Origin of the sequence: Micromonospora sp. C51 (assembly GCF_018070435.1) — a bacterium.
GTDB classification, from domain to species: Bacteria; Actinomycetota; Actinomycetes; order Mycobacteriales; family Micromonosporaceae; genus Micromonospora; species Micromonospora sediminimaris.
The window spans coordinates 41065-54374 of the sequence record NZ_JAGPXQ010000004.1 but is presented as its reverse complement, the minus strand read 5'-3'; the positions used below and the strand labels follow the sequence as shown (position 1 = coordinate 54374).

The following is a 13310-nucleotide window of genomic DNA, read 5'->3' as shown; positions in this document are numbered from 1 at the left end:
GTGCCGCCGCCCACAGGCGGCGACACCACGGCGGATCAACCCTTGACGCTGCCGGCGAGCAGCCCACGAACGAAGTAGCGCTGCAAGGACAGGAACACGATCAGCGGTACGACGATCGAGACGAACGCTCCGGCGGTCAACCGTTGCCACTCGTTGCCCCGGGTACCGGCCAGTTCGGCGAGGCGAACCGTGAGTGGGGCGGTGACGTCGCTGCCACCGGCGAAGATGAGCCCGACCAGCAGGTCGTTCCAGACCCAGAGGAACTGGAAGATGCCGAACGCGGCCAACGCCGGGGCAACCAGGGGCAGCACGATGGTGCGGAAGATCTTCGGGTGGGTGGCCCCGTCGACCCGGGCCGCCTCCATCAGATCCTTCGGTAGTTGCGAGATGAAGTTGTGCAGCAGGTACACGGCGAACGGCAGCGCGAAGCAGGTGTGCGCGAACCACACCTGGGCGAAGTTCTGCGCGCCGTCGAGGTTCCAGGCGGGCATCAGGGTGATGCCGCCCAGGCTGACTCCGCGCGAGAAGAAGCTCAGCAGCGGCACCAGGGCCATCTGCAGCGGCACGATCTGAAGCGCGAAGATGGCGATGTACACCCAGTCCCGACCCCGGAAGTTGATCCAGGCCAGCGCGTACGCGGCCAGGGCCGCGAAGGCGAGCGGGAACAGCACCGCCGGCAGGGTGATCACCAACGAGTTGATGAAGTAGCTGGCGAGCTGCCCGGACGAGGCGGACTGCCCGAACAGCACCTCTTGGTAGTTCTGGAGGGTGAACTCCGGATCCCGGAAGAACGTCCACCAGCCGGTGGTCTTGATCTGGTTCTCCGGCCGGAACGAGGAGACGAACAGGCCGAAGGTCGGGATGGTCCACACCACCGCGATGACGATGGCGATCAGCGTCGCGGTGTGCGTGTTCAGCCGCTTGCGTACCCGCGCCGCGGGAGTCGACCGGCCGCTGGTCTCCTGTGCTCCGGAGGCGACCGGGGGAGTGGTGGTGGTCATCTCAGCCCTCCCGTCGCTGCTGACGCAGGTTGCGGATCTGGAAGATCACGATGGGGATCACCAGGACGAAGAGGAAGACCGCGAGCGCGGAACCCTGCCCGTTCTGGCCGTACCGGAACGCCTGGTTGTACATCTCGTTGGCGATCACGCTGGTGTCGTAGTTGCCGTTGGTCGAGGTGCGGACGATGTCGAAGACCTTCAGCGTGGCGATCGAGATGGTGACCACCACCACGATCAGCGCGGGCCGGATGCTGGGCAGGGTGATCTGCCAGAACATCTGCCACGGGCTCACCCCGTCGAGGCGGGCGGCCTCGACGATGTCGGCCGGGATCGCCTTGATCGCCGCAGACAGCACCACCATCGCGAAACCGGCCTGGATCCACACCATGATCACGATGAGCAGCAGCGTGTTCAGCGGCGAGTCGAGCAGCCACTGTCGGGGTGCGCCGCCGAGGCTGACCACGATCTGGTTGAGCAGACCGATCTGCTCCTGCTCCTCGCTCCGGAAGGCGTACACGAACTTCCAGATGATGCTGGCGCCGACGAACGAGATCGCCATCGGCATGAAGATCAGCGACTTGGCCACCGCCTCCAGCCGGGCCTTGTCGACCAGCACCGCGTAGATCAGGCCGATCGAGGTGGCGACCAGCGGAACCAGGGTCACCCAGACCAGGGTGTTGAGCAGCACCCGAACGATCGAGTCGTCGGCGAACATCCAGCGGTAGTTGTCCAGGCCCACGAAGTTCTGGCTGCCGCCGTCCATGAAGGACAGCAGGGTGGTCCGCAGCGCCGGTACGACCAGGCCGATCAGCAGCAGCACCACCGTCGGCAACAGGAAGAACGTGGCGAACAGCCCCTCACGGGATCTGGGCCGCCCCACGGGCAGCGGTGCTCCGCTGGCGGAAGCGGCCACGAATCGCGCCTCGCGTCGCCGCGCGAAGAAGGCCGGCACCGCGTCGAGCAGCACCAGCAGGCCGCCCACCACCACCGCGAAGGCGACCAACCCCCACAGCAGCATCATCAGTTTGGGTGCCTGCTCGGCAAAGTCGAAGTCCATCAACCCTCCCCGGGTCCTCGGTAGAGCCGGTGGGCCGGCCCGCGAACGCGGACCGGCCCACCACCGGAATTACTTCCAGCTGCTCTCGATGCCCTGCAGGACGCTGGCGGTGTTCCCGCCGTTGATCCAATCGACCATGCCCTTCCAGAAGGTCCCGGCGCCGACGGCGGCGGGCATCAGGTCGGAACCGTCGAACCGGAAGACCGTGCTGTCGTCCTGGAGGATCTCCACCGACAGCTTGTCGATCGGGTTGGCGACGTTGGCCAGGTCGACCTTGTTGTTCGCGGACACCCAGTCGCCGATCTTCGCGCGGCTGTTGGCGTACTCGCCGGAGGCGAGGTACGTCTGCACGGCCTGCACCTCGGGACGGTCGGCGAAGGCCGTCACGAACTCGCCGCCACCCAGCACCGGCTTGCCCTTGGCCGGGTCGATGGCCGGGAAGTAGAAGGCGAAGACGTCGCCGTCCTCGGCCACCCGGGTGCCCTCAGGCCACTGGTTGGCGTAGAAGGAGGCCTGCCGGTGCAGCGCGCACTTGCCCTGCGTGATCGGCACGCCCGCCTCCTGGAAGGAGGTGGTGGCGATGCTGCGCACCCCACCGAAACCACCGTTGACGTACTTGTCGTTCTTCAGGATGGTGCCGGCCCGGTCCAGCGCCTCCGCGACCCGCGGGTCGTTGAAGGGGATCTGGTGCGTGGTCCACTGGTCGTAGACCTCGGGGGTCTGCGTCCGCAGCATCACGTCTTCGATCCAGTCGGTGGCCGGCCAACCGGTGGCGTCACCGGACTCGATGCCGGCGCACCACGGCTTGACGTCGCTCTGGGCGATCTTGTCGCTCAGCTGGATCATCTGGTCCCAGGTGGTCGGGACGGTCCAGCCGTTCTCCTGGAACATCTTCGGCGAGTACCAGACGAACGACTTCACGTTCGACCCGAGCGGCGCGCCGTAGAAGGTGCCGTTGACGGTGCTGTACTTCAGCCAGTCCGGCGAGTAGTTCTGCTCGGCCATCGCCTTGGTCTCGGCGCTGGCCGGCTTCAGCTGGTTGCGCTCGGCGAACCGGGCGAGCAGGCCGGGCTGGGGGATGAAAGCCAGGTCGGGGGCGTTGCCGCCGTCGACCCGTACGGGGAGCTGAGCCTCGAACTCACCGCTTCCCTCGTGATTGATCGTGATGCCGGTGCAGTCCTCGAACTGCTTCCAGGACTCCGCCAGGCGGTCGGCCTCGATGTCTCGGATCGACGAGTAGATGTTGACCGTCTTGCCTTCGTGGCCCTGGTAGTCCTCGTACGGGGCGCACTCCGCGGAATCGGCGTTGCTGCTGCCGCCGTTGCTGCTGCTTCCGGTGCCGCAAGCGGTGGCGCTGAGTGCCAGTCCGATCGCGCCAACGATCGCGAGGGCCTGGCGTGGCCTGGCAGAGACCGCCATGCCGTCCTCCTTCCTGTCCGGCGCCGGCCGGGATCGCGTCCGGTTGACCTGGCGCCGGTCCGATGGGCGTTTTCACATGTAAGCGCTTGCATCTGCCTGGGGTCCACCCCTGGAGGGACACGAGCGAGTAACAATCCGGAAACCTGGCGAGGGGCCATGGATCCGCGCCCATCTGCGGGAAAGAGCCCTGTCGATCAGCGGATCCTCCCGCTGATGGACCGGGACGGTGGAAATTCTCTTCGGCGGAGGTTGGCTGGCGGGCAGCGGAGCACCACTGCCGGCCGGCGCTGCCGGCGCTGTCCCCGCCGCCGCTGGCCCGGCGTCGGAGCAGGGTCGGTCAGCTGTTCAGCTGCCAGATCGAGTAGTTGAGGGCCGCGGCGAAGGTCACCCACGCCCAGTAGGGCAGCAGCAGTACCGCCGCCACCCGGTTCGCCCGGGCGAACAGCAGGACGGTCACCCCGATCGCCAACCACAGCAGGACGATTTCGGCGAACGCCAGCCCATACCGGTCGCCGGCGAAGAAAAGCGGCGTCCAAGCGGCGTTGAGGACGAGCTGGACCGCCCACGCGCCGAGGGCCGCACCGAAGCCCACCCGGCGCCAGACCAACCAGGCGGCGACCGCGATCGTCACGTAGAGGACGGTCCAGACCGGGCCGAAGAGCCAGGACGGCGGCGACCACGCGGGCCGGTCGAGGTTCGCGTACTGGTCGGCGGCGCCCGACGCGGCCAGGTTGCCGATCACGGCGGCGGCCAGCACGGCCACCGCGAAACCGGCAAGCGCCCACCACTGGCCGGCACCGTTCCGTCGGGTGTGTTCCGCACTCGTCCGCATGGTCGGTGGGTTCTCCGCTGAGCGGCGGCGGCAAACCTTCCCGGTCCCCATCGTCGGGCCGGGCCACCTCATCGTGTCCGGGCCGGCAGCGTGTTGTTCACGCCCGCCTGCGTGGTTTCCCGGCCCGTCGTCTACCGCGACAAGGGCGCCGACTTCGCCTTCCTCACCCGGTCCCGACCGGCCCTCACCCGGTCCCGACCGACCGACGACAGCACGCCGGGGTCGCCGCGTCCGGTAACTCCTGTCGGGAGGACGGAGTACCGGGCGCGACGACCCCGGCGGGTCCGGTGAGCGGCGCCCTGCGCCGCCAGGTCAATTGAAGATGCTGACCCCACCCGGGCCGACGAGCAGCCCGACAACGATGAGGACGATGCCCCAGAGGATCTGCCGGCGGAACAGCGCGAGAATGCCGGCGACCACCAGTACGACTGCGAGAATCCAGAGAATCAGCTCCATGGTTGCTGAATACCCCCGGCGGCGACTCCGGAAACCTCACCCTGATCAAGGTGATCGCCCAGATGGAAGACGCTGTACGCCTGCTTGATCACTGGGTGGGCCACGTTGCGTACGCGTACCCCGCCCGGGGTCGTGCCGCGTTCGGAGCCGTGGTGGGCGTGCCCGTGCAGGGCGAGTGCGGTCGGCGCGGCGTCGACTGCCTGCCCCAGCTGGTAGCAGCCGAGGAACGGGTAGATCTCCAGCGGCTCTCCGGCCAGGGTGTCCGGGACCGGGGCGTAGTGGGTGAGGGCCACCAGCACGTCACAGTCCAGCGAGCGCAACGCCTCACTCAACCGGTCGGCGCTCTCGGTCGTGGTGCGTACGAACGCCTTCATCTCCGGCTCGCCGAAGTCGCTGGCGCACCGGCCGGCGAAACCGCCACCGAAGCCCTTCACCCCGGCGACGCCGAGGCGGCCACCCGGGCAGTCCAGCACCACCCCGTCGCCCTCCAGCACGGTGATGCCCGCCTCCTCCAGCGTCCCCACCACCTGGGGCACCTGGTCGCACTGGTGATCGTGGTTGCCCAGTACGGCGATCACCGGTACACCCAGGCCACCGAACTCCCGGGCCACGCAGCGGGCCTCGGCCTCGGTGCCGTGCCGGGTCAGGTCGCCGGCGAGCAGCAGCGCGTCGACGCTGCCCGGCAGTTGTTCCAGGGCCGGCCGGAATCGGCCGACCACGTCCTCGTCCAGATGCACGTCGCCCACGGCGGCGATCCGGATAACCATCGAACCTCCCTCAGGGCAGTTGCTCGATCTCCGTGGGCGCCTGCGCGCGGATCACCCCGATATCACTGCTGATCGGGACGTCCGGGAAGCGCTCGGCCACCCGGCGCAGGATCTCCTCCCGCCGGTGTGCGCTCTCGACCTCGCCGTGCAGCACGAGAGCGCGTTCGGTGCGGACCACGGTGATTCCCTGTTCGGCAACGGCCGGATCTTCGGTGAGCAGCCGGTGGATCTCCGCCTCGACGTACTCGTCGGGCGGACCGGCGCCGGAGTCGAGGTGCGCGGTCACGTTCTCCCCTTCCCGTCGGCCGTGCCGGAGAGCGGCACGACGTCCAGCCTGTCCAGCAGCACCAGGAACGACTCCGCGTACGGCGAGTGCTGCGTCTCCTTGCGTACCCGTTCCCAGTCGATCTGCTCACGCAGCGAACGGGCCAGCGGCAGCCCCCGAGCGAAATCGCAGTAGTGCTGGGAGAAGCTGAGCAGCTTGTGCACCATCAGTTGGGTGGCCGACAGCACCGGCATGTGAATGGCGTCCACCGGCCGTACGACCGTGTCGGTGAAGGTCTCCTCGGTCACCGGCGTCTCGACCGGGCGGTGGATCAGGTCCACCATCCGACCGCCGTCGTAGACCTTGACCAGCCAGTCCTCCGGTGGCCGCTCGGCGGTGAAACCGGCCTGCCCCAGCGCCTCCAGCGCGGCTTCGACGTCGGACTCGCGGATGAGGAAGTCGACGTCGTGCTCGCTGGAGTGCCCGCCGTGCGCGTAGACGGCGAAGCTGCCGCCGAGAGCGAACGGGATCTCGGACTGTTTGAGCACGGCGGCGACCTTCTTGAGGGTGTGTAGGAGAGTCTCGTCGTCGCGCTCGGCCATCTCGCCTCTCCCGTCGATTCGTCGGGGGTGCCACCGGTGGGATCTCCGATCGGTACCCGGCATTCCGGTCGCCCACACCTGCGCCGCGCGCGCAAGGGGACGAACGGGTCTCAAACCGGATCTATGGTGCACCCTCGTGCGCTCGTCGGATAGCCTTTCCAGGGTGGCCAGATCGATGGGAGCGCTCGCGTCGACGGGAGTCCGCCGTGCCCGGGGCCGGCTTCGCACCGTAGCCCTGATCGGCATCGACGGCTCGGGCAAGACCACCCAGGCCTATCGGCTCGCCGAGTCGCTCACCGCAGCCGGGTTACCGGCCACCTATCACCGCAACGCGGGTGGACGGCGCTGGCTCGGCCGGGCGGCGCACCGACTCGGTCGGCCGGATGCCCAGAGCCTCCTCGGCCGGGACGGGATGCTCCTGGCGGAGTCCGTGCTGCGCTGGTTGGCCATCGCGATGACGCTGATCGGTGGCCTGTTCAGCGGACGGGTCGCGGTGATGGACCGCTATGCCGCCTGCCAGTACGCCAGCCTGCGGGCACATGGCGGGCACCGGTGGGAGCGGCTGGTCCGGGCCGCCTATCGACTGTTCCCCCGACCGCAGGTGACGTTCCTGCTGACCGTCGAGCCGATCGAGGCGTACCGGCGGATCGAGCGCAGGGGCACCGACCACGAGAGCCTCGGCTTCCTGGCCGCCGCTGACCTGGCCTACCGCACGCTGCCGGAGTATCCGACGTTCGTGCCGGTCAACGCGGATCTCCCGGCCGAGGAGATCGCCCAGGAGATTCGTGGGCACCTGAACGCCTGGCTGGCAGCCGGAGGCGAGCCAACCGACTACGCGGCGCCGGTGACGGAACTGGTGCCGCTTCAAGCCCGTCCGTAGACGGGTACGGCGGCGCCACTGGTGGGTGCCGACTCGTCCGACGCGAGGAAGCGGATCACCGAGGCGATCTCTGCCGGGTCCACCCATCGGGTGTGATCGGCGTCCGGCATCGCGCCGCGGTTGGTCGGGGTGTCGATGACGCTCGGCAGCACCGTGTTGCAGCGGACTCCGGCCGCCTTGTACTCCACCGCCACCGCGGCGGCGAAGCCGAGCACGGCGGCCTTCGCGGTGACGTAGCCACCGACTCCCGGGAAGGGCGCGACCGCCGCCCGGGCAGCCACGCAGACGACCGCGCCACCACCGGCGGCGATCAGGTGGGGCAGCGCGGCCCGGGTGACCAGATGGGTCGGGCGGAGGTTGAGGGTGAGCATCCGTTCGAAGTCCTCGACCGGCGTCTCGTGCACCAGACCGCCGCTGGCGTAACCGCCGACGAGGTTGACCACGGCGCGTAGGGGCGCTTCGGGATCTCCGGCCGCCACCTCGGCCACCCGGGCGACGTCCTGCGGGTCGGTCAGGTCCGCGACCGTCCGGACGGGAGCGTTGGCCTCAGGTCCGCTCAGCGGGTCCGGTTGCCGGCGCTGGGGCGCGACCACTCGCCACCCGGCCGCCACGAACGCGGCGCTGACCGCCGGGCCCAGTCCGCCCGTGGCCCCGGTGACCAACACACTGCGATTCGCCATGACCTGAGGGTAGTGCGATGCCCGATCGGCGGACCGTGAGACCCACCCGGGAGGATTCCGGGCCGGAAGAGGCGTGACGGCTGAAGCCGGCGCGCCGCGGGATCGCCACTCACAACGGCCGTCCGGTCGCCGGGAGTGGCGTGCCGACCGGACGGGCCATGGCGGGACGATGCGGCGCGAACTGCCCTGAGCAGGTACGCGGCGCCTGCGGACCAGGCTCGCGTCAGGAACGCGACAGCCGGCCGGAGCGCTGGCCGGTGGCGGGCATAGGACCGGGGCGCGGATTGTTCATCAGGGCGTGGGGTATTACCACCGGCGTGGATGAACCGAGCGGTCCACGTACGCGTATCCGGCAGTGACCAGGATCGCAGCACGGTGGTGACCCGGGTCGCTGTGCCTATCGGCCGGGCAGTGCTGCCATGGACCGGGACGGACGGCGATCCGTCGATCCGTCGACCTCACGGGGTGCCTGCCGAGGACAGCCAGGCAGGGTGCTGACAGCAAACGTGGACGCTGCTCTCAGCTGATTATCAGGCATTCGTGACACTTTCGACCCACGACATGGAATCCCCGACACGTCTCATCTGTTGTGTAGATGTCAGCACCGATGGGCACAGCGAAGGCTACGGGGGAGGGCTGATGGGCGTGGGGATGGCAAGGAACCGGGCAACCGGCGCGAGCGAGGGGACCGTGGGCACCGTGGACAAGAACATCGGAATGCGAACTGACGAGGTCGCCGAGGAGCGCGACCTGGTCGGAGTCTACCTGCACGAGATCTCCCGGACGCCGCTGCTGGACGCCGCCAAGGAGGTCGACCTCTCCAAGGCCATCGAGGCCGGCCTGTACGCCGAGCACCTGCTGGGCGAGGACCGCGTCCCCGACGGGGTAACCCGGGAGGAACTGGAGCGGCTGATCGCCGACGGGGAGCGGGCCAAGGACCTGTTCATCCGGGCCAACCTGCGACTCGTCGTGTCGATCGCCCGACGTTACGTCCGCTCCGGCATGCCCATGTTGGATCTCATCCAGGAGGGCAACACCGGTCTGGTGCGGGCGGTCGAGAAGTTCGACTACGAGCGTGGATACAAGTTCTCGACCTATGCGACGTGGTGGATCCGTCAGGCGATCAGCCGGGCGATCGCCCAGCAGGAGCGCACCGTTCGGCTGCCGGTCCACCTGGTGGAGGACGTCAACCGGATGCGTAACGTGGCCCGACAGCTCACTCGTGAGCTGGGCGGCGACCCGGAGCCGGAGCAGATCGCGACAGCCCTGGGGGTGACCGTCGAGCGGGTCAACGAACTGGTCCGCTGGTCACAGGACACCGTGTCGCTGGACACGCCCGTCGGAGACGACGGCGACACCAACCTCGGTGACCTGGTCGCCGACAGCGACGCTCCCTCCCCGGAGGAGATCGTGCTCACCGGGTTGGAGCGGCAGCGGATCGAAGGGCTGCTCAACCACCTGGATGACCGTTCGGCCGGCATCATGCGGGCCCGGTACGGGCTGGAGGACGGCCGGGAGCACTCGCTGACCGAGGTGGCTTCGCGGTTCTCCCTGTCCCGGGAGCGGATCCGGCAGTTGGAGATCCAGGCGCTCGGCCGGCTCCGCGAGCTGGCCCGAGCGGAGGGCCTGCAAGCGGCCTGAGCAGACGACAAACAACGGCGAACGGCCGGCGTCCATCGGACGCCGGCCGTTCGCCGTTCTTCGTTGTCGGGTGCCGCCGCAACGGCACCTCACGATCGGCGGCTCAACGCACCCGACCGTAACCGTACGGTGACATCAGGTCCACGGGTCGCTTCTCCACGTTGCGGCCGAAGGTCGGTGCGTGGATGACCTGCCCGTCGCCCACGTAGATGGCCACGTGGCCGAGGCTGCGGTAGAAGACGAGGTCGCCGGGGCGCAACTCGCCGCGACTGATGTGGGCCACCACGCCCCACTGCATCCGGGTGTTGTGCGGCAGGGACCGGCCCGCGGCCCGCCAGGCGGCCGAGGTCAGCCCGGAGCAGTCGTAGCTGCCCGGCCCGTCCTGGCCCCAGGCGTACGGCTTGCCCAGCGCGCCGTAGGCGTACCGGACAGCGACGCCGGCCTTGCCGGAGACGGCGGGTGCGTCCTGGGCGTTGCTGGCTCGGTTCGTCGGTCGTTCGGTTGCCCGGCCGTACGCCTCCCGGCGCATCTCGTAGAGCTTGGCGAGATCGCGCTCGATTCGTTTCTTCGCCGACGACAACTCGCGCGACTGCGCCGCCTGACGGCTGAGCGTGACGTCCAGCCGGGTCTTCTCGTCGAGCAGCCGCCGCTGGTCGGCCGTGTAGCTGGCGATGGTGGCCTGCCGTTGTCGGGTCAGGTGGTCCAGCGTGCCGAGCCGGTCCAGTACGGAGGTCGAGTCACCGCCGTGCAGCAACGCGTCGACGGTGCCGAGGCTGCCGGTCTTGTACGCGGTCACCGCCAGCTCGCCGACGTCCGCCCGGCTCTGTTCGGCCTGCTGCTCCAGCGGGCCGATCCGGTCCTGCAACCGCTCCACCGCGGAACGGTTCTCCTTGATCTTCTCCCGCAGCTCGTTGTGGGCCTCCACCACGCGTTCCAATTCGACGGAGGCCTTCTCGATCCGCCGGGTCAGTTCGGCGGGGGAAGGTTCGGCCCGGGCCACCGTCGCCGGCACGAGCAGCGCCAGTGAAAGGGCGGCGACCGTCAGGGCACGCAGCGTGTGCGTCAGGGACGACAAGAGCCGAATGCTCCTCTCCGGGGCCGGCGCGGGCGGCTGAGGCTCCGCGACGGCGACGGCCCGGTGCCGTCCTGGTGGACAGCGGCCGGCCGAGCCGACCTGCCCAACCTAGTACGGGACGGGAGTCGTCCGCAGAGAAAGCCGGGACCACTGGGAGTGCTGTGGCGGAACACCCAGCGGCAATCAGCGCCAAGCAGGTTATCGGCGACATGTCGGACTGGTCGCTCCCGGCATATGACGTCGGACGCCGGGGCGTTTTGACCGACAAGCCGGACTTGGTGGCCTCTTTCCGGCGGCGGCGGCTCCGCGCAAGCCTCTGACCATTGCAAACGCCGCAGTCGGAGTGGCGCGGGCGGCCCACAATGAATCGCGCGACCGGGATTCCCGCCGACCGGCGTCGATACGCAGGGCCGACGGAGACCGACCCGGTGCCACCAGCCGTGGGAGGAGGGGGCGTGAATCCTGATGGCGCGACAACGCGGACGCCACGAACACCCCGAGGCGCCGGCACCGGGCCGACGTTGCTCTACGCCCGGCCCGGGATCATCGTCACGGTCGACCGATTCACCGTCGGCCGCAGCACCTGGCGCGTCGCCGAGCTGACCCATCTGCACAGCACCCGGGGGCCGCACGACCGGGCGGCGACCCGGGCCGTGCTGGTCTCGACAGTGGTGATCGGCGGGGTGGGACTGCTGCTGGGGTTCACCGGAGGGCTGCAACGGCTCACCGCCGGGGCGTACCTGCTGCTCGGTGCCGTGTTCCTGGTGCCGGTGCTGCTCGCGGCGGCGGGCGACCGCTGGCGGCCACCGGCGTACGAGCTGTGGGGCCGCCGGGCGGGTACCGACGAACTGCTGTTCAGCAGCGACGACGAGCAGCAGTTCGGCCAGGTGAGCCGGGCACTGCGTCGAGCCCGTGAGATGAACAGCTACGGCGGGTGGGAGGATCCGCTGGCCGGAGCCGACCCGTGGCGACCGCGACGGTGAGGGCGGGTCGCTACCCGGCGATCGGCTCGGGCGCCTGCGCCTGTTCCCGCTCCCGCTGCTCGGTGGCGACCAGCGCGCTCACCCGCCGCTCCGCCCAGAAGGAGACGAACGGTACGGTGCCGGCCAGCATCACCAGGATCATGCGCTTGAGTGGCCAGTCGGCCCGGCGGGACAGGTCGAACGCGGCGACCAGGTACACCATGTAGAGGAAGCCGTGTGCCTGGCCCACGGTCTCCACCACGACCGGGTTGTCGAAGCCGTACTTCAGCGGCATGCCGATCACGACCAGCAGGATCAGCACCACGCCGACGACCCAGGCGATCACGCGGTAGCGGGTGAGGGCAGCGCGCACTTCTCGTCCGTCCTTCCGGGCCCGGCTCAGCCGGGATAGTCACCGGGCTTCGCGCCCGGATTGGCGTTCAACCATGACAGGTAGCGGTTGTAGGCGGCCAGGTCGGCGTCGTCCTCGCCGGGACCGGCGGGGACCCGGGCGACCCGCACCGGACGTCGGATCCCCGTCCGTGACTGCTCGGCGTCGATCGCGTCGGGAGCGGTGGCACGCCCGGGCCCGACGGGTTCGCCCGGGTGGCCGGTGGGCGCCGACGCGACGGCGTCCCCGGTCGGCGGGGCCTCCGTGCGCAGCGTATGGCGTACCTCGCGCCACCAGACGAAGACCACGAAGCCGGCGAAGATCGGCCACTCCACCGCGTAACCCCAGCTGATGGCGTTGCCCGCGGCGGCTCGGCTGACCTGCCACCAACCGAGGCCGAGAAAGGTGGTCACCAGCACGACCATGGCCACGTGGCGAGCGATCCACGCCGGGGTCCAGAGCCGCTTCATGCCACGAGGGTACCGAAACCGGCCGCCTTCTCCGACGCGGTGTCGTAGTGCGTCGTGGTTTGGCGATACGCGAGGTGGGCAACCGTACAGACGCCAGCCCGGGACGGATGAGGGGGCGAGATGACGGCATCGGGACGACAGGACGGATTTCCCGCCGGCGGTACGGAGGTGAGCCCCGAGCAGCGGATTCCCGAGTGGGGCGACGACCGGACACCGGCCCCCGCACCTGAGGCGGACCTGCTCGGTGTCGATCCCGCCGAGTTGGGCGAGGAGGATCTCATTCGGGAGATGCAGAGCCTGCACCGCACCCGTCTGGACACGCTGCGCCACGCCACCGACTCGGCGCTCGCCAATCACCTGCGGCGTACCGCCGAGTTGGAGACCGAGTATCTCGCTCGCCACCCAGGTCGCGAGGTCGACCCGAGCCGGCTGCGGGACGCGTGATGGCGTACGCGGAGCGGGGGGTGTCCGCGCCCCCGGAGGTCGTCTTCAACACGGCCACCGACCCCGACCGGATCTCGTCGTGGTTGCCGGAGCCGCTGCTGTCGGGTGAACCGGCCCGGGAGGGCGACGCCGGGCAACTGCGGGCGCGCTGGACGGCCCGTAGCGCCGACTGGTCGGCCGAGCTGCAGGTGGAGCCGGTCGACGCTGGTGGTTCCCGGCTCCGGCTGGAACTCGGCGGGGGCGGCGAGGACGTCGACCGGCTCGCCGACGAGGCGCTGAACAGCCTTGCCCGCGAGGTGGCCGACAACCTGCAGGCCGGCTGACCCGACCGGAGCCGACTCGATCGAACCCCCCGCCGGACTGCGGCG

General features: G+C 69.5%; 17 protein-coding genes. 5 read left to right on the top strand and 12 right to left on the bottom strand.

The window, feature by feature from the left end; all coding sequences use genetic code 11:
• Positions 1-35 precede the first annotated feature (35 nt).
• The 8 genes from KBX50_RS07175 to KBX50_RS07140 form a co-directional block, all read right to left on the bottom strand.
• Positions 36-1001, bottom strand: a complete 966-nt coding sequence (locus tag KBX50_RS07175) for a carbohydrate ABC transporter permease (protein WP_210935709.1) — start codon at positions 999-1001, stop codon at positions 36-38.
• A gap of 1 nt (position 1002) precedes the next feature.
• A complete protein-coding gene (locus KBX50_RS07170; RefSeq protein WP_210935706.1) occupies positions 1003-2058 on the bottom strand; it encodes a carbohydrate ABC transporter permease in 1056 nt (351 codons plus the stop codon).
• Between the two features lie 69 nt (positions 2059-2127).
• Complete coding sequence (locus KBX50_RS07165; protein WP_210935704.1) at positions 2128-3477, bottom strand: ABC transporter substrate-binding protein; 1350 nt, start codon at positions 3475-3477, stop codon at positions 2128-2130.
• Between the two features lie 337 nt (positions 3478-3814).
• Positions 3815-4309: a TspO/MBR family protein gene (locus KBX50_RS07160; RefSeq protein WP_210935702.1), complete on the bottom strand. Its 495-nt coding sequence runs from the start codon at positions 4307-4309 to the stop codon at positions 3815-3817.
• 312 nt (positions 4310-4621) lie between these two features.
• A complete protein-coding gene (locus KBX50_RS07155) occupies positions 4622-4765 on the bottom strand; it encodes a GPGG-motif small membrane protein (RefSeq protein ID WP_007464364.1) in 144 nt (47 codons plus the stop codon).
• A complete protein-coding gene (locus KBX50_RS07150) occupies positions 4756-5532 on the bottom strand; it encodes a metallophosphoesterase (RefSeq protein WP_210935699.1) in 777 nt (258 codons plus the stop codon). Before KBX50_RS07150 ends, KBX50_RS07155 begins: the two co-directional genes overlap by 10 nt.
• A 10-nt stretch (positions 5533-5542) precedes the next feature.
• Complete coding sequence (locus KBX50_RS07145) at positions 5543-5818, bottom strand: hypothetical protein (protein WP_210935697.1); 276 nt, start codon at positions 5816-5818, stop codon at positions 5543-5545.
• The gene (locus KBX50_RS07140; RefSeq protein ID WP_282101349.1) at positions 5815-6462 is read right to left on the bottom strand and encodes a nucleotidyltransferase family protein; all 648 of its coding nucleotides are present in this window, start codon (positions 6460-6462) and stop codon (positions 5815-5817) included. Before KBX50_RS07140 ends, KBX50_RS07145 begins: the two co-directional genes overlap by 4 nt.
• Before the next feature lie 112 nt (positions 6463-6574).
• Between KBX50_RS07140 and KBX50_RS07135 the strand changes: the two genes are divergently transcribed.
• A complete protein-coding gene (locus KBX50_RS07135; RefSeq protein ID WP_210935995.1) occupies positions 6575-7279 on the top strand; it encodes a thymidylate kinase in 705 nt (234 codons plus the stop codon).
• Here KBX50_RS07135 and KBX50_RS07130 read toward each other — a convergent pair.
• The gene (locus tag KBX50_RS07130; protein ID WP_210935695.1) at positions 7264-7959 is read right to left on the bottom strand and encodes an SDR family NAD(P)-dependent oxidoreductase; all 696 of its coding nucleotides are present in this window, start codon (positions 7957-7959) and stop codon (positions 7264-7266) included. The genes KBX50_RS07135 and KBX50_RS07130 overlap by 16 nt on opposite strands.
• A 651-nt stretch (positions 7960-8610) precedes the next feature.
• On the opposite strand from KBX50_RS07130, the gene KBX50_RS07125 reads away from it, so the two are divergent.
• Entirely contained in the window at positions 8611-9600 is a 990-nt protein-coding gene (locus KBX50_RS07125) for an RNA polymerase sigma factor RpoD/SigA (protein ID WP_210935992.1), read from the top strand.
• 103 nt (positions 9601-9703) lie between these two features.
• Here the strand turns inward: KBX50_RS07125 and KBX50_RS07120 are convergent, their stop codons facing one another.
• Positions 9704-10675 (bottom strand): C40 family peptidase, encoded by a 972-nt coding sequence (locus KBX50_RS07120; RefSeq protein WP_210935693.1) that lies wholly within the window; start codon positions 10673-10675, stop codon positions 9704-9706.
• A gap of 455 nt (positions 10676-11130) precedes the next feature.
• Here KBX50_RS07120 and KBX50_RS07115 point away from each other — a divergent pair, with 455 nt between their 5' ends.
• A complete protein-coding gene (locus KBX50_RS07115; protein WP_210935691.1) occupies positions 11131-11658 on the top strand; it encodes a DUF6232 family protein in 528 nt (175 codons plus the stop codon).
• 10 nt (positions 11659-11668) lie between these two features.
• Here KBX50_RS07115 and KBX50_RS07110 read toward each other — a convergent pair whose 3' ends face one another.
• On the bottom strand, positions 11669-12010 hold the full coding sequence (locus KBX50_RS07110) for a DUF3817 domain-containing protein (protein WP_210935690.1): 342 nt from the start codon (positions 12008-12010) through the stop codon (positions 11669-11671).
• Positions 12011-12036: 26 nt separating this feature from the next.
• Positions 12037-12498, bottom strand: coding sequence for a hypothetical protein (locus KBX50_RS07105; RefSeq protein WP_210935689.1), 462 nt, complete (start codon positions 12496-12498; stop codon positions 12037-12039).
• A gap of 120 nt (positions 12499-12618) precedes the next feature.
• On the opposite strand from KBX50_RS07105, the gene KBX50_RS07100 reads away from it, so the two are divergent.
• Positions 12619-12942 (top strand): DUF6158 family protein, encoded by a 324-nt coding sequence (locus tag KBX50_RS07100; RefSeq protein ID WP_210935688.1) that lies wholly within the window; start codon positions 12619-12621, stop codon positions 12940-12942.
• Positions 12942-13265, top strand: a complete 324-nt coding sequence (locus tag KBX50_RS07095; RefSeq protein WP_210935687.1) for an SRPBCC family protein — start codon at positions 12942-12944, stop codon at positions 13263-13265. The genes KBX50_RS07100 and KBX50_RS07095 overlap by 1 nt, the downstream gene beginning before the upstream one ends.
• The last annotated feature ends 45 nt before the right edge of the window (positions 13266-13310 follow it).

What these genes read in the sequence shown, in the direction of transcription:
- KBX50_RS07175 (WP_210935709.1), bottom strand. Translation starts at nt 1,001, where the DNA reads ATGACCACCACCACTCCCCCGGTCGCCTCCGGAGCACAGGAGACCAGC.
- KBX50_RS07170 (WP_210935706.1), bottom strand. Translation starts at nt 2,058, where the DNA reads ATGGACTTCGACTTTGCCGAGCAGGCACCCAAACTGATGATGCTGCTG.
- KBX50_RS07165 (WP_210935704.1), bottom strand. Translation starts at nt 3,477, where the DNA reads ATGGCGGTCTCTGCCAGGCCACGCCAGGCCCTCGCGATCGTTGGCGCG.
- KBX50_RS07160 (WP_210935702.1), bottom strand. Translation starts at nt 4,309, where the DNA reads ATGCGGACGAGTGCGGAACACACCCGACGGAACGGTGCCGGCCAGTGG.
- KBX50_RS07155 (WP_007464364.1), bottom strand. Translation starts at nt 4,765, where the DNA reads ATGGAGCTGATTCTCTGGATTCTCGCAGTCGTACTGGTGGTCGCCGGC.
- KBX50_RS07150 (WP_210935699.1), bottom strand. Translation starts at nt 5,532, where the DNA reads ATGGTTATCCGGATCGCCGCCGTGGGCGACGTGCATCTGGACGAGGAC.
- KBX50_RS07140 (WP_282101349.1), bottom strand. Translation starts at nt 6,462, where the DNA reads ATGCCGGGTACCGATCGGAGATCCCACCGGTGGCACCCCCGACGAATC.
- KBX50_RS07135 (WP_210935995.1), top strand. Translation starts at nt 6,575, where the DNA reads ATGGGAGCGCTCGCGTCGACGGGAGTCCGCCGTGCCCGGGGCCGGCTT.
- KBX50_RS07130 (WP_210935695.1), bottom strand. Translation starts at nt 7,959, where the DNA reads ATGGCGAATCGCAGTGTGTTGGTCACCGGGGCCACGGGCGGACTGGGC.
- KBX50_RS07125 (WP_210935992.1), top strand. Translation starts at nt 8,611, where the DNA reads ATGGCAAGGAACCGGGCAACCGGCGCGAGCGAGGGGACCGTGGGCACC.
- KBX50_RS07105 (WP_210935689.1), bottom strand. Translation starts at nt 12,498, where the DNA reads ATGAAGCGGCTCTGGACCCCGGCGTGGATCGCTCGCCACGTGGCCATG.
- KBX50_RS07100 (WP_210935688.1), top strand. Translation starts at nt 12,619, where the DNA reads ATGACGGCATCGGGACGACAGGACGGATTTCCCGCCGGCGGTACGGAG.
- KBX50_RS07095 (WP_210935687.1), top strand. Translation starts at nt 12,942, where the DNA reads ATGGCGTACGCGGAGCGGGGGGTGTCCGCGCCCCCGGAGGTCGTCTTC.